The sequence below is a fragment of the Uliginosibacterium sp. 31-16 genome (assembly GCF_030730865.1).
Lineage (GTDB): Bacteria > Pseudomonadota > Gammaproteobacteria > Burkholderiales > Rhodocyclaceae > Uliginosibacterium.
The window spans coordinates 81,873-100,993 of sequence record NZ_JAVALZ010000001.1 but is presented as its reverse complement, the minus strand read 5'-3'; the positions used below and the strand labels follow the sequence as shown (position 1 = coordinate 100,993).

General features: G+C 63.0%; 22 protein-coding genes. 9 read left to right on the top strand and 13 right to left on the bottom strand.

The genetic code is table 11. The annotated features are described in order from the left end of the window. Positions 1-105: 105 nt before the first annotated feature. The gene (nifS, locus tag Q9Q94_RS00475; RefSeq protein WP_305978053.1) at positions 106-1,314 is read right to left on the bottom strand and encodes a cysteine desulfurase NifS; all 1,209 of its coding nucleotides are present in this window, start codon (positions 1,312-1,314) and stop codon (positions 106-108) included. Positions 1,315-1,344: 30 nt separating this feature from the next. Continuing rightward, the gene (gene nifU / locus Q9Q94_RS00470; RefSeq protein ID WP_305978052.1) at positions 1,345-2,259 is read right to left on the bottom strand and encodes a Fe-S cluster assembly protein NifU; all 915 of its coding nucleotides are present in this window, start codon (positions 2,257-2,259) and stop codon (positions 1,345-1,347) included. Between the two features lie 576 nt (positions 2,260-2,835). Between nifU and Q9Q94_RS00465 the strand changes: the two genes are divergently transcribed. Beyond that, positions 2,836-4,656, top strand: coding sequence for a hypothetical protein (locus tag Q9Q94_RS00465; protein WP_305978051.1), 1,821 nt, complete (start codon positions 2,836-2,838; stop codon positions 4,654-4,656). A gap of 284 nt (positions 4,657-4,940) precedes the next feature. Here the strand turns inward: Q9Q94_RS00465 and fdxB are convergent, their stop codons facing one another. The 7 genes from fdxB to nifE are packed head-to-tail and all read right to left on the bottom strand — an operon-like array spanning position 4,941 to position 9,665. Beyond that, positions 4,941-5,240 carry a ferredoxin III, nif-specific gene (fdxB, locus tag Q9Q94_RS00460; protein WP_305978050.1) on the bottom strand — a complete coding sequence of 100 codons (300 nt, stop codon included), beginning with the start codon at positions 5,238-5,240 and terminating at the stop codon, positions 4,941-4,943. Positions 5,241-5,289: 49 nt separating this feature from the next. After that, positions 5,290-5,520 carry a CCE_0567 family metalloprotein gene (locus Q9Q94_RS00455; RefSeq protein WP_305978049.1) on the bottom strand — a complete coding sequence of 77 codons (231 nt, stop codon included), beginning with the start codon at positions 5,518-5,520 and terminating at the stop codon, positions 5,290-5,292. 11 nt (positions 5,521-5,531) lie between these two features. Further along, complete coding sequence (locus Q9Q94_RS00450) at positions 5,532-5,984, bottom strand: NifX-associated nitrogen fixation protein (RefSeq protein WP_305978048.1); 453 nt, start codon at positions 5,982-5,984, stop codon at positions 5,532-5,534. Beyond that, complete coding sequence (locus Q9Q94_RS00445; protein ID WP_305978047.1) at positions 5,981-6,415, bottom strand: SoxR reducing system RseC family protein; 435 nt, start codon at positions 6,413-6,415, stop codon at positions 5,981-5,983. The genes Q9Q94_RS00450 and Q9Q94_RS00445 overlap by 4 nt, the downstream gene beginning before the upstream one ends. Then, on the bottom strand, positions 6,412-6,819 hold the full coding sequence (locus Q9Q94_RS00440) for a NifB/NifX family molybdenum-iron cluster-binding protein (protein ID WP_305978046.1): 408 nt from the start codon (positions 6,817-6,819) through the stop codon (positions 6,412-6,414). The genes Q9Q94_RS00445 and Q9Q94_RS00440 overlap by 4 nt, the downstream gene beginning before the upstream one ends. A 34-nt stretch (positions 6,820-6,853) precedes the next feature. Next, complete coding sequence (gene nifN / locus Q9Q94_RS00435) at positions 6,854-8,266, bottom strand: nitrogenase iron-molybdenum cofactor biosynthesis protein NifN (protein ID WP_305978045.1); 1,413 nt, start codon at positions 8,264-8,266, stop codon at positions 6,854-6,856. Then, positions 8,259-9,665, bottom strand: a complete 1,407-nt coding sequence (nifE, locus tag Q9Q94_RS00430; protein WP_305978044.1) for a nitrogenase iron-molybdenum cofactor biosynthesis protein NifE — start codon at positions 9,663-9,665, stop codon at positions 8,259-8,261. Before nifE ends, nifN begins: the two co-directional genes overlap by 8 nt. Before the next feature lie 219 nt (positions 9,666-9,884). Here nifE and Q9Q94_RS00425 point away from each other — a divergent pair, with 219 nt between their 5' ends. The 4 genes from Q9Q94_RS00425 (at position 9,885) to Q9Q94_RS00410 (ending at position 11,543) form a co-directional block, all read left to right on the top strand. After that, a complete protein-coding gene (locus Q9Q94_RS00425; protein ID WP_305978043.1) occupies positions 9,885-10,160 on the top strand; it encodes a hypothetical protein in 276 nt (91 codons plus the stop codon). A gap of 130 nt (positions 10,161-10,290) precedes the next feature. Continuing rightward, positions 10,291-10,824: a nitrogen fixation protein NifQ gene (locus Q9Q94_RS00420; protein WP_305978042.1), complete on the top strand. Its 534-nt coding sequence runs from the start codon at positions 10,291-10,293 to the stop codon at positions 10,822-10,824. 83 nt (positions 10,825-10,907) lie between these two features. Next, a complete protein-coding gene (locus tag Q9Q94_RS00415) occupies positions 10,908-11,042 on the top strand; it encodes a hypothetical protein (protein WP_305978041.1) in 135 nt (44 codons plus the stop codon). A gap of 87 nt (positions 11,043-11,129) precedes the next feature. Beyond that, the gene (locus Q9Q94_RS00410; protein WP_305978040.1) at positions 11,130-11,543 is read left to right on the top strand and encodes a hypothetical protein; all 414 of its coding nucleotides are present in this window, start codon (positions 11,130-11,132) and stop codon (positions 11,541-11,543) included. 84 nt (positions 11,544-11,627) lie between these two features. Here the strand turns inward: Q9Q94_RS00410 and Q9Q94_RS00405 are convergent, their stop codons facing one another. Further along, a complete protein-coding gene (locus Q9Q94_RS00405; RefSeq protein WP_305978039.1) occupies positions 11,628-12,056 on the bottom strand; it encodes a molybdopterin-binding protein in 429 nt (142 codons plus the stop codon). Positions 12,057-12,238: 182 nt separating this feature from the next. Between Q9Q94_RS00405 and Q9Q94_RS00400 the strand changes: the two genes are divergently transcribed. Genes Q9Q94_RS00400 through modC form a run of 4 tightly spaced genes read left to right on the top strand, consistent with a single transcriptional unit; the run spans position 12,239 to position 15,612 of the window. Then, on the top strand, positions 12,239-13,051 hold the full coding sequence (locus tag Q9Q94_RS00400) for a TOBE domain-containing protein (RefSeq protein ID WP_305978038.1): 813 nt from the start codon (positions 12,239-12,241) through the stop codon (positions 13,049-13,051). Between the two features lie 45 nt (positions 13,052-13,096). Beyond that, positions 13,097-13,840, top strand: a complete 744-nt coding sequence (gene modA, locus Q9Q94_RS00395) for a molybdate ABC transporter substrate-binding protein (RefSeq protein ID WP_305978037.1) — start codon at positions 13,097-13,099, stop codon at positions 13,838-13,840. Between the two features lie 15 nt (positions 13,841-13,855). Next, entirely contained in the window at positions 13,856-14,542 is a 687-nt protein-coding gene (gene modB / locus Q9Q94_RS00390; protein ID WP_305978036.1) for a molybdate ABC transporter permease subunit, read from the top strand. Beyond that, positions 14,539-15,612: a molybdenum ABC transporter ATP-binding protein gene (modC, locus tag Q9Q94_RS00385; protein ID WP_305978035.1), complete on the top strand. Its 1,074-nt coding sequence runs from the start codon at positions 14,539-14,541 to the stop codon at positions 15,610-15,612. The genes modB and modC overlap by 4 nt, the downstream gene beginning before the upstream one ends. Positions 15,613-15,664: 52 nt before the next feature. Here the strand turns inward: modC and Q9Q94_RS00380 are convergent, their stop codons facing one another. From Q9Q94_RS00380 to Q9Q94_RS00370, 3 genes are all read right to left on the bottom strand, one after another. Further along, entirely contained in the window at positions 15,665-15,937 is a 273-nt protein-coding gene (locus Q9Q94_RS00380) for a DUF2164 domain-containing protein (protein WP_305978034.1), read from the bottom strand. A gap of 202 nt (positions 15,938-16,139) precedes the next feature. Then, positions 16,140-18,029, bottom strand: a complete 1,890-nt coding sequence (locus tag Q9Q94_RS00375) for a methyl-accepting chemotaxis protein (RefSeq protein WP_305978033.1) — start codon at positions 18,027-18,029, stop codon at positions 16,140-16,142. A 261-nt stretch (positions 18,030-18,290) separates the two neighbouring features. Then, positions 18,291-19,046: a gamma-glutamyl-gamma-aminobutyrate hydrolase family protein gene (locus tag Q9Q94_RS00370; protein ID WP_305978032.1), complete on the bottom strand. Its 756-nt coding sequence runs from the start codon at positions 19,044-19,046 to the stop codon at positions 18,291-18,293. Positions 19,047-19,121: the final 75 nt, after the last annotated feature.

Below are 19,121 nucleotides of genomic sequence, written 5' to 3'. Positions count from 1 at the left end.
AGGGGCGTTTCAAACCTGCCATGCACCAGTCTGGGCAAGCCGGGGCACCGCCATGGGGTTATCCGGAGGCGCCTGACGCCTCCGGACCATGTGCGCTCAGCCTGTTCAGCCGTAGGCCGGCGCGAACATTTTCTCCGGGTCGGCCACCGGGCCGGCTTCGCCCCAGTAGGGCGAGATCTTGCGCAGCTGGGCGATGATCGGCGGCACGGCTTCGATCACCCGCTCCACCTCTGCCAGCGTGTTGTAGCGCGACAGCGAGAAGCGGATCGTGCCGTGGGCGGCGGTGTAGGGAATGCCCATGGCGCGCATGACATGCGAGGGCTCCAGCGAGCCCGAGGTGCAGGCCGAACCCGAGGAAGCGGCGATGCCCAGTTTGTTGAGCATCAACAGGATGCCTTCGCCCTCGACGAACTCGAAGGCGATGCTGCTGGTATTCGGCAGACGGTTGTGCAGGTCGCCGGTCGGGTAGGCGCGCGGTACCTTGGCGAGGATGCCTTTCTCCAGCTTGTCGCGCAGGTAGCGGACTTCGTTGTTCTCGGTTTCGAAGTGCTGCATGACTAGTTCTGCCGCCTTGCCCAGACCCATGATGGCGGGCGAGTTCTCGGTGCCGGGGCGGCGACCGCGTTCCTGCTGGCCACCATGGATCAGGCTGCGAAAACGCGTGCCGCGCCGCAGGTATAGCACGCCGATGCCCTTGGGGCCGTGCAGCTTGTGGCCGGACAGCGAGAGCATGTCGATCTGGCTGCGCTTGAGGTCGATCGGGATCTTGCCCACCGCCTGCACCGCATCGGTGTGAAACTGGATGCCACGGGCATGGGCTATCTCGGCCATCTGCTCGACCGGAAAGATCGTGCCGGTCTCGTTGTTGGCCCACATTGCCGAGACGATGGCGACGCGGTCGTTCAGCATCGACTTGTATTCGTCCAGATCGAGGCGGCCCCGGCCATCCACACGCAGCTTGTGCACCACGTAGCCGTCCTTCTCCAGCCGGTCACACAGGGCCAGCACGGCCGGGTGTTCGACCACCGTGGTGATCACCTGATTGCGCTCGGGCTGCGCTTTCAAGGCGGAGAGGATGGCGGTGTTGTCCGATTCGGTGCCGCCCGAGGTGAAGATGATCTCGGACTCCTGCTCGGCGCCAAGCAGCGCCTGGATCTGCGCGCGCGCCTTCTTCAGCGCCTGACCCACCTGATTGCCGAAGCTGTGGATGGAAGAAGCGTTGCCGAACTGCTCGGTGAAAAATGGCAGCATGGCTTCGACCACCGCCGGATCACAGGCGGTGGTGGCGTTGTTGTCGAGATAGATGGGTTTCATGGCGATGCCTCTCTGTGGCGTCTGGCGGGTTCAGTTGCTCATTTCCATCATGCTGGCTGGAAGCAGGCGCACGTACTCGCCCAGCTCCTCGAAGAGCTTCTGCTGGATGCCGCCGAGCGTCGCGGCTTCGAGCGCGCAGCCCATGCAGGCGCCCTTCAGATTGACGTAGATGTTCTTGCCGATGATGTCGACGATCTCGATGTCGCCATGGTCGCGTTGCAGCGTGGGGCGCACGGATTCGATGATTTCCTCGATCCGGCGCATGCGCTGCAGATTGGTCAGTTTCGGCTTGTCGCCGGCGGCGAGTGGGGGGACGGCGGGGGCGGCGGCCGGGGGCTGCGTGGGGATGCTGCGCTCGATCACCGGCGCCTTGCCGGTGTCCTTGAGGATGCGTACCAGCGCGTCTTCGATCTTCTCGTGACAGGCCGCACAGGCGCCGCCGGCCTTGGTGTAGTTGGTGACTTCGGCCACCGTGCTCAGGCCGTTGTCGCGTACCACCTGCTCGATCAGCTTTGAATCAATCGCGTAGCATTTGCAGATCAGCTCGCCCTCTTCGTGATCGTCTTTCCATTCGACGCCGCGATAGTTGGAGATCGCCGCCTGCAGCGCCTCACGCCCCATCACCGAGCAGTGCATCTTCTCGGGCGGCAAACCATCCAGATACTCGGCGATGTCCTGGTTGCTGACCTTCCAGGCCTCGTCCAGCGTCATGCCCTTGATGATTTCGGTCAGCGCGGAGCTCGACGCAATCGCCGAGCCGCAGCCGAAAGTCTGGAAGCTCGCATCGAGGATGACGTCGGTTTCGGGCTCGACCTTGAGCATCAGGCGTAACGCATCGCCGCACTGGATGGAGCCGATATCGCCAACGGCATTGGCATTTTCGAGGACGCCTGCGTTACGCGGGTTGAAGAAGTGTTCCTTGACCTTGTCGGTGTAATCCCACATGACGGGCTCCTTGATGACAAACGGGCAGTGCGATGAACGCAACGATGATTCGGCAGGTCAGGCTGGGAGTCTCGAAACCGTAACGAAACAGGGTCAGCCTGCTCACTCTCCTGTTGGGTACAAGGCTTAATGCAAGGGATGTGCCACGCACCGGGTGCTGCCTGAAGAATGAGTATGGGCGCGGGTCTTGTGGCGGAGTGAGATGAGCCTCTTGTCACACTTGCGACATTGACGGGAGCGTGAAAACCCCTCCGGGCCGGGAGATGCTGGAGAGGTCAGACAGCCTTGTCTCAAAGCAGACAAGAATGCCCCGGCGCGGACTTCCGCCCTGCAGGGGAGAGCGTCATGCGCCACGCTGAGGCGCGTGTCCGGGCCGTGGGGGCTCTGGTGGTGCCGGCGCGGTGACTGACTGCCCGGCTCCTTATGTCGGGGCGAACCGGCAGTTGAGAGGATTTTGCGTGGACACCCGGGATGTTCTCCCAGAGCATGTGTGTTCCTAAAAAACCGATGGCATTTCACGGCGACAGGGTGCGTCGTCGCGGGGATGCCTGAGAATTTCTGTATCTGGAGGCTTCGATGATTTTGAGATCCCTGTTTCTGGGGCTGACAGCCGCGCTGCTGAGTTTTCCTGCAGCGGCGGCTAATCGCCCGAATGGCTACACCACGATCTGCAAGGAAGGGAAAAGCTGCTCTGTGGCGGCTGTCACCAAGGTGGCGTTCGGCCGGTCCGGCGTGTTCCTCTACAAATCGCTGAGTGGTTCGTTCATGTGCAACGAGTCCACCTTTGGCGGGCGTATTGCCGGAGGCGTGAATGAATGCTCCGTGCCCAGTGGTGCTTCGGGCTCCAGCTCCTCGTCAAGCAGCAGCTCCTCATCGAGCTCTTCGAGCAGCAGTTCTTCCTCCAGCTCCTCGTCGAGCAGCTCCTCGTCCAGTTCTTCATCGTCTTCCAGCTCTTCCTCCAGCTCCAGCGGCGGCACGGCTGCACAGTGCTCGCCTTATACGGCGCCGGGCTACACGCCGAACCTGAACTACGACATCAAGACCGACACCACCAACGCCACGGTGAATCCGGCGAACTTCAAGCTGTATCTGGGCTGTAACGCCAGCCTGGTCGCTGGTTACAAAACCTCCGGCCGCTTTGCCTTCATCTGGGGCAAGAACCGCAATCCAGCGATCACCGATGCGCACATCGATGCGCTGCTCGCCAGCATGAACAAGGATGCTGATTACATCCACAACGTCATGGGCTGGCCGGTCGACAAGCTGCAGCAGCAAGGCTACTTCAGCAACGTGTACCTGTTCGGTTCGGGGCTATGCACCGACAGTGCCGCCAACACCGAGAAGGGCGGCTGGCAGAGCGGCCTCAACGGCTACCCGATGGTGCTGCTGTCGTATTACCCGGTGATCACCGCCAGCGAATTCGGTGGCGTGACGCATGAATACATTCACGCCATCATGGCCAGCATGGGCGGCAAGGCGGCCTGGTTCAACGAAGGCTCCAACACCTGGCTGCAGATGACCATGACCGGCAATCGCACGGGCGTGCGGGGTGTGGGCTTCCTGGATGGCGCTCCCTTCCTGGCTCCGCACATGCCGATCGAGAACTACAGCGGCTGGCTGCAGGACGGCACGTTTGGCGGCCCGAACGCTGAAGGTGTGCACATGGAGACGGCTGCCGGCCTGCAGATCGGCACCTGGCGCGAATACCTCGGCGGCAATCAGTACAACGCGGCTTTCTCGCACTTCATTGCGCTCTACCTCTCCAAGGGCTCGAATGCCTGGATCTGGAAGAAGGGCACCAAGAACAACATCCTTGCCTCGCTGGCTGATGGCCTGGGCGATGCACAGACCCGCAGCCTGATTGCCGAATATCGCGCGCGTCAGGCGATGGTTGATTTCGGCGAGTGGACTGCCGGCTTCAAGGTGCCAATCAATGACAACTGGGCGCGTACCATCGTCTCCGAGAGTTCGGCCGGCGGCATGAACAAGCAGACCAGCCACAAGCTGAGCTTCTACGCTTCCACGGTGCAAAGTGGCACGACGCTGATTCCGGCGACCGACACCCTGCCTGGCTGGAGCGGCGCCAACCAGATTCCGCTGAAGGTGAGTGGCAACAAGGTGCGCGTGAACTTCCAGCCGCTGGGCAACAACATGCGCTTCCAGCTGGCGTATCGCGCTGCCGATGGTACGGCGGTGTACAGCAAGCCGGTGGAGAGCGGTGAGTCCTGCCTCGATCTGAGCAAGGCTCCGAAGAACGGTGTGGTGGTGGGCGTGGCGACCAGCACTGATTACATCTACAACGGTGAGGCGACGCGCAAGGCCAAGTACGACTACCGCGTGCACCTGCTGGAAGGCGTGACCGGTACGGCACCGCTGTACGAGAAATACTACCAGTAAGCATCCTGTAGTTTGAAGCGACGGCCATTTGCGCGCGATTGCGGGCAAATGGCCGTTTTCATTAGTGTGCGCTGCTTGTACAGACCATGCCCGAAGAGCCGCTTCTGTAAATGGTTTTCAGCCTGGCATGCTGGAGATGATGGCTGGGCGCCTGTTTTCGGGGTAGATGCCTGAAGACGCACGCTGCAGGCGGGTTACAGGCGGGTTGCAGATCAGGTGTTCATAGCATCGGCATGAATCGGGACGTCTGCGGGAGCGGCGCGCCACTCCCGCAGCATCGCTACTCAGGCGCCGACCGGCATTGCGCTGTGGGTGAAACAGGCTTTCGGGCAGACGCGTGAACAGGCGCCGCAACCGGTGCAGTCCATGGCGTCGGCCAGTGACATGACGGACGAAATGCTTTCGCTGTCGTCGTCATCGTCTTCCGAGATGTCTTCTTCGCTACGGTCGATCAGTTCGAGCACACTGCGCGTGCACACCTTGTAGCAACGGCCACAGCCGATGCATTTCTTGGCGTCCAGGGCGACGGCGAATTCGGGGGTCCAGGTCGTGCCCCCACGGGTGATGCCGGTGATTTCAGCCATGATAAAGCTCCAGATATGAGTGATAAGCAGGGAGTTGAAAGTCGATGAATCAGGGTGTCTCGGTGGGTGTGGCGTCCCGCTGGGCATGGAGCAGACGCGCGTTTGCATCAGCCCAGGCCTTGCAGGCTTCGTAAGTGCTTTTGGATATTCCGGGAATTTCTTCAAACGCCGCAGGCAGGCGGTCTTCGACCAGATCGTGAAGCTGACCTGCCCATTCCGAGGCGATCCGCTTCAGGCGTTTGACGTCCTTGTCCAGTTCGCGCAGGGCCACTTCGTCCATGACCGTGCTCCTCAGAGTCCGGCGACTTCGGCGTAGCGGCCAACGATTTCGATGGCCAGACCGAGCTGCTTGTCGGCCTCCGTCTTCATCTTCGAGAAGCTCTCGAAGCCGAAGCGGTGCGCATCGCGCAATGCACGGTCCAGTACGACGAGCTTGCCCACCGTGATCAGCACGCGTCCGAAGCCTTCGTGCGACAGATGCACCAGCGGCACGGCCATCTGTCCGCACTCTTTTTCGACCAGTACGGCGATGGCGTTGTAGAAGGCGCGTACGCGCGACAGGGTGACGGCGTCCGGGTCGCCCAGGATGGGGATGGCCGCGCGCGCCTCCTTGCTCAGCACATAGGGGGCCAGCAATTGCTCGGCTGATTTGCCGTCATAGACGCCGTAGCTGTCCAGTGCGCGCACCTGGCGCAGCATTTCCTTCATGAAATCGGTGTCGAAAAGCGGGTCGGTCGTGCTCATGGTGCGGGGCTCCGAAGGGTGGGGGTCTGAAAACAAGCGTGTACATTGGGCTGCAGCTCGACATGGCTGAAGAAGCCCGCCAGTAGCCGTGCGGCGAGCAGGCCGGCCGCCAGGCCAAGCGCGGCGCCGCTCATGGCGAAGACGTTGCTCCGGCCGATCCAATCTCCGAGCTGCGCACCCAGGATCAGGGTGATGGCCGGCAACAGGTAGGCCAGAAGGGCCGAGCGTGTCAGTGTGCCGGCCTCCATGCTCAGGGCGACTTGATCGCCTGCCGCGAGGCCGGGTTGCAGGGGCAGGCTCAGCACGGTGCGGTTTTTCTCCCCCTGACAGGCCTGACGAGCGCCGCAGGCCGAACAGGCGGCTTCGGGCTGCACGGCGAGCTCCATGTGATTTGCGTGGATGGCGATGATCCTGCCCTGGCGTTCGATCATTCCTGCCACCCTTCCTCGGCCATGCGCTCGAAGCGGCCGTCATCGGCGTGTTGGCGCAGGGCCTTGTCGATCCAGGTGACGCCGCCTTCACGCACGCCGCAACTGATGGCCTGCAGGATGGGCTCGATGGCTTCGGCTTCGTCCAGCTTCATCGGCTGGATGCCGGCGGCGAGCAACTGGCGCACGGCCGAGCCGCCGACGGCGAGGCAATAGACGGCGGCGCAGCCTGCCAGAGCGGAAATCTTTTCTGCCAGCTTGTTCTCGTTGCCATCCATGGCTTCTGCCGCGAACTCCAGCACACCGGCCAGCCGGGCACGCTCGGCGTCGACCGTGTAGAGGACGAAACCCTCTGCGGCGCCGAAGTGCTGATCAACGTGCACGCGGTCGCGGCTCGCAAAAGCCACTTTCAAAGCGGGCGGTAGCGTGCCCGGCTCAGGGTCAGTGGCGGACCAGGCCAGCGTGAGCTTGCGAAGCGGAGAAGGAGGCGGATTCTTCGCGCTCGCGGGGGCCGCCAGACCAGAAAACGGAGCGATAGGCGGGAGTGTCATGGTGATGCTCCAGGACGAGATTGGCGATGTCGAACAGGGCCTGGCGCGCAGCGCGATAGCCCACCCACGGCCGGGCGAAATCGCCAAGCCGGTCATACAGCGGGAAGCCCGCGCGCAGCAGGGGAATCTCCAGGCGCTGGGCGCTCTGCACGGCGTGCGAGCTGCCGATCAGCAACTGGGCGAGATGGGCGCGTGCGGCCTGCTCCAGATCCTGCAGGTCGCCGATGTGAACTTGAGCGATAGGCAAACGCTTGAGGACATCAGCATTAATTGGCGTGGCTGCCGCGACGACTTCCGCACCACAGCCGCCAAGCAGGGCACACAGACCGGCAAGCAGGTCGGGTTCGGCGGCAAGGGCCACGCGCAGAAAACCGGTCATGAAGTGTGTGTCCACCATTGCGTCCTGCAGCTGGGCGCGCTGGCGTTCAATCTTCGCCGGAACCGCCACGCCGGCCAGCTCGGCCAGGATTTCGGTGAAGCTATCGCAGCTATCCAGTCCCATCAGGTGGTCGAAGCGGTAATCCGGTACGCCAGTGCGCGTGCGCAGTACATCGGCCGCCTTGTTCAGCGAGGCGCCGATGACCAGCGTGGCAATCGACTCGCCCATCGCCGCGATTTCCTCGCGCGGGGTGCCGCCGAGCGTCAGCGGTGTGTGCTCGGCGTCGATCAGGTGGCCATCAAGCGAGTCGCCGATGTCCGGCAGCACCACGGCACGCAGGCCGAAGGCTTCGATCCAGTCGCGGATGGCGTCGATATCGCCAGGCGTGAGTGAAGCGTTGGCCAGCACATTGACCTGTCGACGGCGGCGGCCGACGCAACTGGAGACCGGCACCAGCGCCTCGATGATCGCTTCCACCGCCTGAGCAAAACCGCTTTCCAGGCTGCCGATGTAATCCGGCGTATTCACCGGCACGATGCTGACTGATTCGAATTGCGGATACTGCTCGCGGAATTGGCGTACCAGCCGCGCGATATCCGTGCCTTGGGTTTCGGACAGACCGGTGGTGGGTAGCCCGATGACGTCTGGCTGGCTTTTCTCGCACAGGGTGCGCAGGCCTTCGATGACGTTTTCGTCCGAGCTCATCACCGTGGCGACGTGATCCATGGCGGTGGTCTGCAGCGGGATCGGTTCGCGGAAATGGCGCACGAAAAAGACCTTGCCAAAGGCAGTACAGCCCTGCGAGCCGTGCATCATCGGGATCGCCCGGCGCAGGCCGAGGAAGGCCAGCGAAGCGCCCAGCGTGGAGCTGGCCTTGAGCGGATTGACCGACAGTGCCTTGCTGCGTTTGATGATTTCAGTCATGGCTGAGCCCCACTGGCGTGCCGGCCTGTTTCGATTTTGCCCAGGGCGCAGGCTTGCGCACGGCCTCCCACACCGGGCTTTCCATGGAGAGGGCAAGTTGCCGGGCCAGCTCCAGCATGCCGCGGTAGCCGGCGTAGCCGAACTCGCGTTCCTGATTGATATCGAGGAAGGGGATGCGCGCCTTCAGCGCGGTGTAGAGATTGCGGCCACCGGCGATGAGAATGTCCGCTCGCAGATCCTTGTAGGCGCCGAGCAATGCCTTCGGGCTGCCTTCGTCGATCATCAGGGTGTCTTCACCCATCAGCTCGCGGATGCGCGCCTTGTCTTCCGCTGTCGACTTCTTGGTGCCGGTGGCCACCACGGTCATGCCCAGATCCTGCAGGGCCGAGACGATGGACCAGGATTTCACCCCGCCGGTGTAGAGCAGCACCCGCTTGCCGGCGAGGCGCTCGCGCCAGGGCTGCAGCGCGGCTTTGATCCAAGCTTCCTCGCGGGCGATCAGGGCTTCGGTGCGCTCTGCGAGATCGCCGTCGTGGAGCAGGCTGGCGAAATCGCGTAGCGCCTGTGAGGTATCCATCACGCCGTAGAAGCTGCCCTCGAAGAAGGGGACCTGCCATTTTTCATTGAGCTTGCGCGCCACGTTGAGCAGTGCCTTGGCGCATACCACCATGCTTGCTTCGGCGCGATGCATGGTCTGAATTTCGCGATAGCGTGCGTCACCGGATAGCGAGCCGATGATGCGCAGGCCCAGCTCATCGAAAAGCGGCGCGACGTTCCAGAATTCACCGGCGATGTTGTATTCGCCGATCAGGTTCACATCATGCACGCGCATGCCGGGGATGTAAGGCGCCGGGTCTGGTTCGCGCGTGCCGATCACATGTTTGAGCATGGTTTCGCCGGCAATGCGGTTGCCCAGATTCTTGCTGCCGTAGAAACCGGCGCAATCGACGGGCACCACCGGCACGCCCCAGCGCGCCTCGGCGGCCTTGCACACGGCCGCCGTGTCGTCGCCGATCACGGCAGTGACACAGGTGGTGTAGACGAATACGGCAGCCGGCGCATGTTCGTCGATGGCCTGCTTGATGGCATGGAACAGACGCTTCTCGCCGCGGCCCATGATCACATCCTGTTCAGTCAGGTCGGTCGTCATGCCGATGCGATACAGGGTCGGCCCGGAGGAGCGTGTGCCGCGGTTATCCCAGGAGCTGCCGGAGCAGCCGATCGGGCCGTGCACGATGTGAGCGACGTCGGCCACTGGCAGCAACGCGATCTGCGCGCCATCGAACACACAGCCGCCGGCGGTGGCGCCCGGCTTAGGGCGCGCGCATCCCGCCTTTTCCTCCTTGTTGTGGGAGCAGGCGGGTTCGTTTTGCAGAGCGGTGATTTCGGAGGCTTTCACGGCGCAATCCCATTGATGGTCAGACTGCCTGTCGCAAAGCCTGTGCCTGTACGCAAGGCCTTGATCTGCATGAGGATTGGTGCTGATACGGTCTGTGGCGAACCCTACAAAATGTTGGCAAGGACACAGATCAGGCCTTGTTCAGCCTGTCGTCAGGCCGGCGTCAGCCTGTTCTGCCACGCTGCAGGCAGCGACGGGGCGTCCCGGTGGAGAACAAAAATGCAAGCAACTGTCTGGAAATTTGCGGGTTTTCTGTGTGGCATCCTGGTGCTGCAGGGCTGCGTGGCTTACCCGGTGGCCGATGGGCCTTACCATCGTCGGCGGGATTGGGATGAGCCGGGCTATCGGCCTCTGGCGCCGGCATACCGCGATCACGATCACGAGCCACGCTTCAGCGCGCCGCCACCCCGCGCCAGTGCCGGTCCGCAGCGTCGGGAGCCGTCGCCACGGGAACGCGAGCCGGAGCGCGGGCGCTGGGAGCGTTCAAGGTACTGAGAGTCAATTTGTCGCCTGTCCGACAAATTGAGACAAGTCCGTTCCTGAAGCATGCCTGAAGAGCCGCGCCCAGAGCGGCTCTGCAGGCATGGCCTGGTCTTTGCAAGGATTCGGGCAGGAGGACTTTGCGATGAACGCACCCGAGCCAGCCCTGTCACGTCTGATTGCCGCCCGCCCACCCTTGGCGCAACTCGTCATTGCCTGCATGGTGGCCGAATCACGGCGCGTGGGGGCGAGCCCCATGATTCGCGGTCTTGGGCCTGCTTCGTTTTCCATCCTGCGTATGGTTTGCCTGGACGGAGTGATGCTGGATAACGGCAGCGCCCCCGCGCCAGGCGTCGATGAATTCGATGAACTGTTCGAGCTGCTTGTCGAGCATGCTGCGCCGCTGGACCAGATGAGCATCTGGCTGGCTGCTGCGATTGCCACTGCAGCCCAGCGTGACAATCACCTGTGGCAGGACATGGGCCTGCCCTCGCGGCGCGAGCTCAACGCCATCCTGCGCGAACGCTTTCCAACTCTCGCCGCCCTGAACGTGGATGACATGAAATGGAAGAAGTTTTTCTACCGCCAGCTTTGCCAGCAAGCCGGGGTGCCGATCTGCAAATCACCCAGCTGTGGCGTCTGTGTCGATCATCCGGCCTGTTTCGGACCGGAAATCTGATGCCATGCGAATCAGTCTGAGTGATCAGCCCGGCCGCCTTGAGTGAGTGCAAGACGGCCCTTGCGGCGCACGGATGCAGCGCCTTGCTGGCTCCGGCAGGCGGTGTGACGCTGGAGAATGCCGTGGCTTACGCCAGCGCTGGTGCGGATTTTCTGGTCAGCTCCGCGCCTTATTTCGCGCCGCCGCGCGACGTGAAAGTCATTTTTACCCGGCTCTGAAAACAATCGGCCTTTCCTTTTCTGGCATGCAATTCGCTATATACGATCAAACATAGCGAATCCGGAAGCTCCGGAAGGGAGAACACCATGCACGACTTGAATGTTTCCAGTCAGCGTTGCGCAGCACCGCACCGGAGGCGCTGTCATGGCAAAGAGGATCTGCCGGATTGGCGCAGCGTGTTGCCCCGCGAGTGGGCGGCCAGTGTTGTTGAGCCCAAGGTCTTTTCGCGGTTTCGCGACTACGAGATTTTTTCGGAGCGGGTACTCGGCCACGAGCACGAAGGCGAAGATTCGCCCTGTTACTGCGAACACTACTTCGTGCTCACGGATGTACGTTCAGACGATGACGAGACTTACTTCCTTGCGCCCACCTATGGCGAGCATCTGGTGGCCTGGCGACTCGTCGACGGGCGCTGGCTGATCCATCGCCGCATCACGCATGGCGAGGACTGCCCGCAGCATCAATCCTTCTTTTCGTTTGCGGATGAAATGCCGCGCTGACTGGACGTGAACAACATGACGAAGCCAGTTAGCAGAGGACGTGTTATCCGCCGGACGGGCCGGCGGGACATCACGCCAAAGCGCTCAGCTCTTGACGCCGATGATTACCGACGAAGCCTTGATCACGGCGGTCGCCGGAGCGCCTTCCTTGATACCCAGTTCCGTGGTGGCGTCGCGGGTGATGCTGGCGAAGACTTCTGCGCCGCCGGGCAGGGCGATGATCACCTCAGCACTGACCGGGCCTTGCACCAGTTTCTTTACCGTACCAGCGAGGCAGTTGCGCGCCGAGAGTTTCACACCGGTCGCGTCGGTCATCACCATCACGTTGCTGGCCTTGATCAGGGCGACGACGGGTTTGCCGACAGTCAGCCCCAGCGAGGCAACACTGCCCTGGGTAATCGTGGCGACGAGCTTGTCGCCACCGGCGGTGCTGACTTCCACTTCGGCACTGACCGGGCCGCTGGAGAGTGCGCTGATCGTGCCTTCGAATACATTGCGTGCGCTGATTTTCATGATGTTCTGCCTTGTGTGGTGAGAGGGAGTGCGCAGCGAGCGCGCGATGCAAATGGTGGGGCTGCTTGCGAGATGCTTCAACCACAGCGCTTGCCGGAAATTCACGGCCAGCCGGCCTTTTTTGATGAAAGTCGGTATGTATGCAAAGATATAACGAAACGAATGACAAAGGAACGCATGCAATGAAAGCACACAGGATGATCGGGCGCTTTGGCGTGGATCTGGATGCCGGCAGCTTTCTCGGGGATACGCGCATCCGCCTGCTGGAGGCGATCGAGCGCTGTGGCTCTATCTCGCAAGCCGCCAAGGACGTGCCGCTCTCCTACAAGGCGGCCTGGGATGCGGTCGACGCGATGAACAATCTGGCCGAACAGCCGCTGGTGGAGCGCGCGGTGGGTGGGCGGCATGGCGGCGGCACCTTGCTGACCGACTACGGCAAGCGCGTGGTGAGTCTGTACCGGGCCATGGAGGCCGAGTATCAACTGGCGCTGGACCGCGTCACCGCCAGCCTTGCCGGCACGGAGACGGCCGATCCGCAGGCCCTGCGCCGCCTGATGCGCAGCGTGGGTGTGACGACCAGTGCGCGTAATCAGTTCATCGGCCCGGTCACCACCCTGCGCGCGGGCGAGGTGACTTTTGAAGTGGGCATCCGCTTTGATGGCCACAACGAAATCGTGGCACAGGTTTCGCGCGAGGGTGCCGAGCAGATGCGTCTGAATATCGGCCGTGAGCTGCATGCCTGGGTGAATTCATCGGCGGTCATTCTGCTCACCGACGAAAGCGTGCGTATTTCCGCGCGTAATCAGTTGTGGGGTGACGTCATCCGCATCCACGAAGGGCCTGTGGCCGTGGATGTGGTGCTGGCGCTGCCGACCGGGCGCACGGTCAGCGCGATCATCACGCGTGAATCCCTCTCTGAACTGGATCTGCGCGAAGGCAGCCGTGCCTGTGCGTTGTTCAAGGCGTCCAGCGTGATGCTTTGTGCATTTGATTGAGCGCTCTTGTTAGTTTCATTCCCCGAAAAGAAAAGGATGTCTGTCATGAAAAAGCTCTTCTCCCTGTTCCTGCTGGCCGGTCTGGCCGCTCCTGCGTTCGCCGACGAAGTGAAAGTCGCCGTCGCCGCCAATTTCACCGCGCCGATGCAGAAGATTGCGGCGGAGTTCGAGAAAGACACCGGCCACAAGGCGCTGGTCTCCACGGGGGCGACCGGTGCTTTCTACGCCCAGATCAAGAACGGCGCACCGTTCGAGGTCTTCCTCTCGGCTGATGATGAAACCCCTGCCAAGCTCGAAGCCGAAGGTGCGGGCGTGAAAGGCAGCCGCTTTACCTATGCGATCGGCAAGCTGGTGCTGTGGAGTGCCAAGCCCGGCTTCGTCGATGCCAAGGGAGAAGTGTTGAAGAAAGGGGATTACGCCAAGCTCTCGCTGGCGAACCCCAAGACAGCGCCCTATGGCGCAGCGGGCGTTGAGGTTCTGAAAAAACTGGGCGTGTTCGATGCGGTGCAGCCAAAGATCGTGCAGGGTGAAAACATCTCGCAAGCCTTCCAGTTTGTCAGCACGGGCAATGCCGAACTGGGCTTCGTGGCACTCTCGCAGGTGTGGCAGGATGGTGCGCTGAAAAGCGGCTCTGCCTGGATCGTGCCCCAGGCTGACTATGCGCCGATCCGTCAGGACGCCATCCTGCTTGCCAACGGTGCAGGCAAACCTGCCGCCGAGGCGCTGCTGAAATATCTGCAGGGCGACAAAGCCAAAGCTGTGATCAAATCCTACGGTTACGAATTCTGATGATTCCCGGGCCGCATGCTGCTACCTGATTCCCAGGACTGGTCTGCCATCTGGCTGACCCTCAAACTTGCCAGCACCGTTACCGTGCTGTTGCTGATTCTCGGCACGCCGCTGGCCTGGTGGCTGGCGCGCACGCACTCGCGTCTGCGTGGTGCGGTCAGTGCGCTGGTGTCCATGCCGCTGGTGCTGCCTCCCACCGTCCTGGGCTTTTACCTGCTGCTCGTGCTGGGGCCGCATGGCCCGGTCGGACAACTCACCCAGGCGCTGGGCATTGGTCTCCTGCCGTTCACCTTTACCGGTCTGGTGGTGGCCTCCACGTTCTATTCGCTGCCCTTCGTGGTGCAACCGATCCAGAACGCCATTGAGGCCATCGGCCCGCGCCCGCTGGAAGTGGCGGCGACCCTGCGTGCGCGGCCGTGGGATACGTTCTGGTCGGTGGTCGTACCGCTGGCCCGGCCGGGATTCCTGACTGCTGCGGTGCTGGGCTTCGCGCACACGGTGGGCGAGTTCGGGGTGGTGCTGATGATAGGCGGCAACATTCCCGGTGTTACCCGGGTGATTTCGGTGCAGATATTCGATCGCGTAGAAGCGCTTGAATACGCCCAGGCCCACTGGCTGGCGGGGGGCATGGTGGCCTTCTCGTTTGCCGTGCTCCTGCTGCTCTACACCCTGAACCCGGATGCGCGGAGGAAGGCCGCATGAGCGCTATCAGTCTGCGCGTTCAACATGCTTTCCCCGGCTTCACGCTGGATGTCGACCTGCAATTGCCGGGGCGCGGCGTCACCGTCCTGTTCGGCCACTCCGGTTCGGGCAAGACCACGCTGCTGCGCTGCGTCGCCGGGCTGGAGCGGGCCGGGCAGGCGCGCATCGAAGTTAACGGAAGCCGCTGGCAGGATGACAAGGTCTTTGTGCCGACCTGGCAGCGCGAGATCGGCTACGTGTTCCAGGAAGCCAGCCTGTTTTCGCATCTGGATGTGCGGGGCAATCTCGCCTTCGGCATGAAACGCGCGACGGGGGCGGCGCGTGAGGACGAAATCCGCGCCATGGCGCAGCGCTTCGGTATCGAACATCTGCTGACCCGCAAACCCGATGGCCTGTCCGGCGGCGAACGCCAGCGTGTGGCGATTGCCCGCGCCTTGCTCACGCGGCCACGCCTGTTGCTGATGGATGAACCGCTCTCTGCGCTGGATGCCGCCCGCAAGCAGGAAATCCTGCCCTACCTGGAGCGCCTGCATGACGAGCTCGAAATTCCCGTGCTTTACGTGACGCACCAGATTGAAGAGGCCGCGCGGCTGGCGGATCACCTGGTCTTGCTGGAGCGAGGGCAGGTGGTCACCAGCGCACCGCTGGACGAAGCCCTGTCACGCCTCGATTCGCCGCTGGCGCGCGATCAGGATGCCAGCGTTGTGATTGCGGCCGAAGTGCTGGATCATGACCCCGCCTGGCACCTGACCCGCTTGCGCTTTGCTGGTGGCGACATCCATGTCTCGCAGCGCCCTTTGCGCGAAGGCCAGGCGGTGCGCGTACGCATTCTTGCGCGCGATATCAGCATCGCCATGAGCGGCGACAACGCCTCCAGCATCCAGAACCGTTTCGCCTGCCAGATCACCGGCATCGCACCCGCCGAAGACCCGGCGCAATGTCTGGTCGGTTTGCAGGCCGGCGGCGTGCCGCTGCTGGCGCGTATCACCCGGCGTGCGGCCGAGCAGCTCGGGCTGGCCGTGGGGCAGGGCGTGTGGGCGCAGGTGAAGGCGGTGGCGCTGCTGGACTGAGGCGGGCGGACCTGCTGAAGAAGCACGCTGCTGGCGGCTCTTCAGGCGGTGCTTATTTCTTCTTGCGCCCCGGCGCCTGTTTGCCCCAGTACTGGAATTCGTCGGCATAGACTTCCATGTCGATTTCCGCGACGCGGGCCTGCAGGCGTTGTTGCACATCGGCGACGGCCTGGTTGTAGGCGAGCGGGGCGAGTTCGTCGATGAAGAAGCCGAGGAGTGCTCCGGCGGCGAGGTTGCCGATCGGCTCGTCCATGTTCTCCTTGAAGTAGCGCTGGATGGAGGCGATGAGTTGCTCGCGGGATTCCTTGGAGATTTCGATGCTCATGACGATGCGGGTCTGGCAGGGAGGTGGGCGCCGGGCGGCGCGAGTCCGGATTTTCGCACGGGTGGCGACGCGCTGAGCTTTTCTTTCGGCATGTGGCTGTAAAGCCGCATGTGGCGGGCTTCTTCAGCAGGTGTTGCCGGAAATCTGCGCTCGGTGCGGCTCCGCAGCAGGCCGTGCTGCAGAGGTCCGTTGTATGCGGGTTTCAGGCACGAGCTCGTGAGCGAGGCTGCCGGCTGCCATCCAGACTGAAGAAGGTCATGGTCTGTTGCAGCTGCTGCGCCTGCGCCCCCAACTCTTCGGCGGTGGCCGCGAGTTGTTCGGATGCCGCCGCATTCTGCTGGGTGGCGTTGCTGAGCAGCCCCATGGCCTGATTGATCTGTCCCACTCCACTTGATTGCTCGGCGGAGGCCGTGACGATCTGCTGCACCAGTCCCGAGGTGCTGTTGATGCTGGGCACCATCGCGCTCAGTCGTTGCAGCGCCCCTTCGGCCTGCCGGACAGACGAGGCGGAGAGCTCGTCGATTTCCCGCGCCGCTACCTGCGAGCGTTCCGCAAGCTTGCGAACCTCGGCGGCCACCACGGCGAAGCCTTTGCCGTGAGCCCCCGCGCGCGCCGCCTCAATCGCAGCGTTCAGTGCCAGGAGATTGGTCTGGTAGGCGATGTCGTCAATGATGCCGATCTTGCTGGCGATGCTGCGCATGTGCTCGACCGTCTGTGTGACCGCTGCACCGGTTTCCTGAGCTTCGCGGACCGCTTGTGCCGCCATGTTGTCAGTCATGCGGGCGTTATCGGCGTTATGGTCGATCGAAGCACCCATCTGCTCCATGGAAGCCGTGGTCTGCTCCACCCCGCTGGCTTGCGCCGACGAGGACTGGGCCAGTGACTGGGCGGTGGCTGATACCTGGGCAGCGGCGTTGCTCAGGTTGTCGGTTGCCGCGTGGACTTCACCGATGATGCCGGTGAGGTTGGTAATGGTGCGTGCAATCGCGCCCTGCAGGTCACCGATTTCGTCGTGGCGGTCGACGGTGACGCTTGGGCTGAGATCTCCTTCTGCGATCTGCAGGGCGGAGTCGGTAATCTGCTGCACGTCGCGAAGCATGCAGAAGAGCAGGCGTGCGAACACCACCGCAAGCGCGCAAGCCAGCATACCCAGCAGCACCGCGGCGAGCAGTGCATTGCGGGATGCCCCCTGCAGCGCCTCTGTTGCAGCGATGGTGCCTTGGGCCAGCTGGTCCTCCAGCGTTTTCATGGCGTCGATTTTCCGCGTGATGGTGGCAAACCAGTTTGCGGGGGCAATACCGTATCCGCCCTCTGCGGCTTTGCTCAGGGCTGTGTTGCGCATTTCGACGGATTCCTGGGCAGGCGGGGCGGCAAGCAGCTGCTCCAGTGCGGCAATGTCGTCACGGCTTGCAAGACTCGTGAAATCGGCCAGGTAGGTGTCCTGATTGGCGACGATGCCGGCCAGGCGGCGCAGCAGCGCCAGATCAAAGGGCTTGTCGGCGGTAAAGGCCGTGTTCAGGGTGGCGCGCTCGCGCCCGGCCTGCTCCTTGGCTTGCAGGAACATGGTGTAGGCCATGAAGCGGCGCATGATGGCTGCGTTGCTCAGCTGCGGCGTGACGCTGGTGATGGCGAGCAGGTCCAGCTCGATGGCCCGGGTGAAGAACGCAAAGGAGTCAGGTCCCGGCAGGGTCAGCGCGCTGATGGCTGCGCGACTGGTGTCGAGCTGGCCGAGATGCCGGGCCGCATTGCCCAGTTGCTCGCGGAAACTCTCCGGAAGCGAGGCTTCACCGGATTTGATGGCAGCATCGAGTGCCTTGACCCGCTGGTCGGTTTCCTTGCGCTGGGCGTCCAGCTCGCTGCGGAACTGTTGCCCCTTGCTGCCGATGAAACCGGCAGACAGGCCGCGCTCCTTCTGCAGCTCATGGACCAGCGCACTGTCTGCAATCGCGACTTCGCTGATGACGGCGATGTGCCGGTTTTCCTGCATGGCGAGGTAGTTCACGCCGATTTCGCGGGCGAGGTAGAAAGCAAAGCCGAGCGCCAGGATCGCCATCATGGTCAGCAGGCGAATCCGGATGGAGCGGAAGTTCATGATGACGATCCTTTCTGTTCCTCCCGCTGGCGGCGGGTGCGACGATTCAGGTCGGAGCAAAGACCCGCATTTCAGGTATCGGGTGGTCGGATGCAAACCTGAAACCTTTGGCCCTGCCCAAACGGGTGCGCACGCGGAAAGGCGTGGAGAGTGGCCTGGGAGCCGCTTTCGGCGGGCGTCTTCAGCATGCCAGTCCCGCAGCTCGCATATGGGTTCGGTCTTCAGCATGGCGTGCTGAAGAAGTCCGCTGCATGCGGCTCTTCAGGCGGGTTGCTGTCTGGCGCTGGTGGCCTGGCGCAGGAATTCGCGCAGCAGCGGACTGCTGTCGAGCAGTTGGTTGTCGGCCGGGGCGTGGAATTCCGGATGCCACTGCACGCCGTAGACGAAGCTGTTGCCTTGCCAGCGGATGGCTTCGACGATGCCGTCGACGCTGGAGTGCGCTTCGATCACAAGGCTGTTGCCGAGCCGGTTGATGGCCTGGTGGTGGATGCTGGAGATGCGCGCCTGCCCGTCGCTGTGCGGGTAGAGGCGCGCCAGCAGCGACTCGTCGGCAAAGCGCACCGGGTGGGTGTGGGCGTCGTAGGCTTCGGCGTCGACGTGGGCGATGGCGCCGGGGATCTGGCTGAGAATGTCCTGATGCAGGCTGCCGCCAAAGGCGACGTTGAGCAGCTGGCAGCCGCGGCATACGCCCAGCACCGGCTTGCCCTGGAAGATGCATTCCCAGATCAGGTCCAGCTCGTACAAGTCGCGCACGCGGTCGCCGGCCCACTCCGGGCGCAGGGCGGATTCGCCGTAGCTTTCCGGGCTGACGTCCATGCCGCCTTGCAGCACCAGGCCGTCGATGGCGCGGACGTAATCGCGGATGTGTACGGCGCTGCGGTGCAGGCCGCCGCCGCTCTCCAGCGTGGGCAGCATGAAGGCGAGCGCGCCTTCCGAGAGAATCCAGTGGGCGATGGATTGCTCCAGGTATTGCAGGGTCTTGCCGCGAAAGCCGAGCTCCAGCGGCGGCCGGTGCATCAGCCGTGCTGACAGCCCGATGCGCAGCGGCTGGTTTTTTCCAGATCCAGACAGAGACGACACTTTGTCGACTTT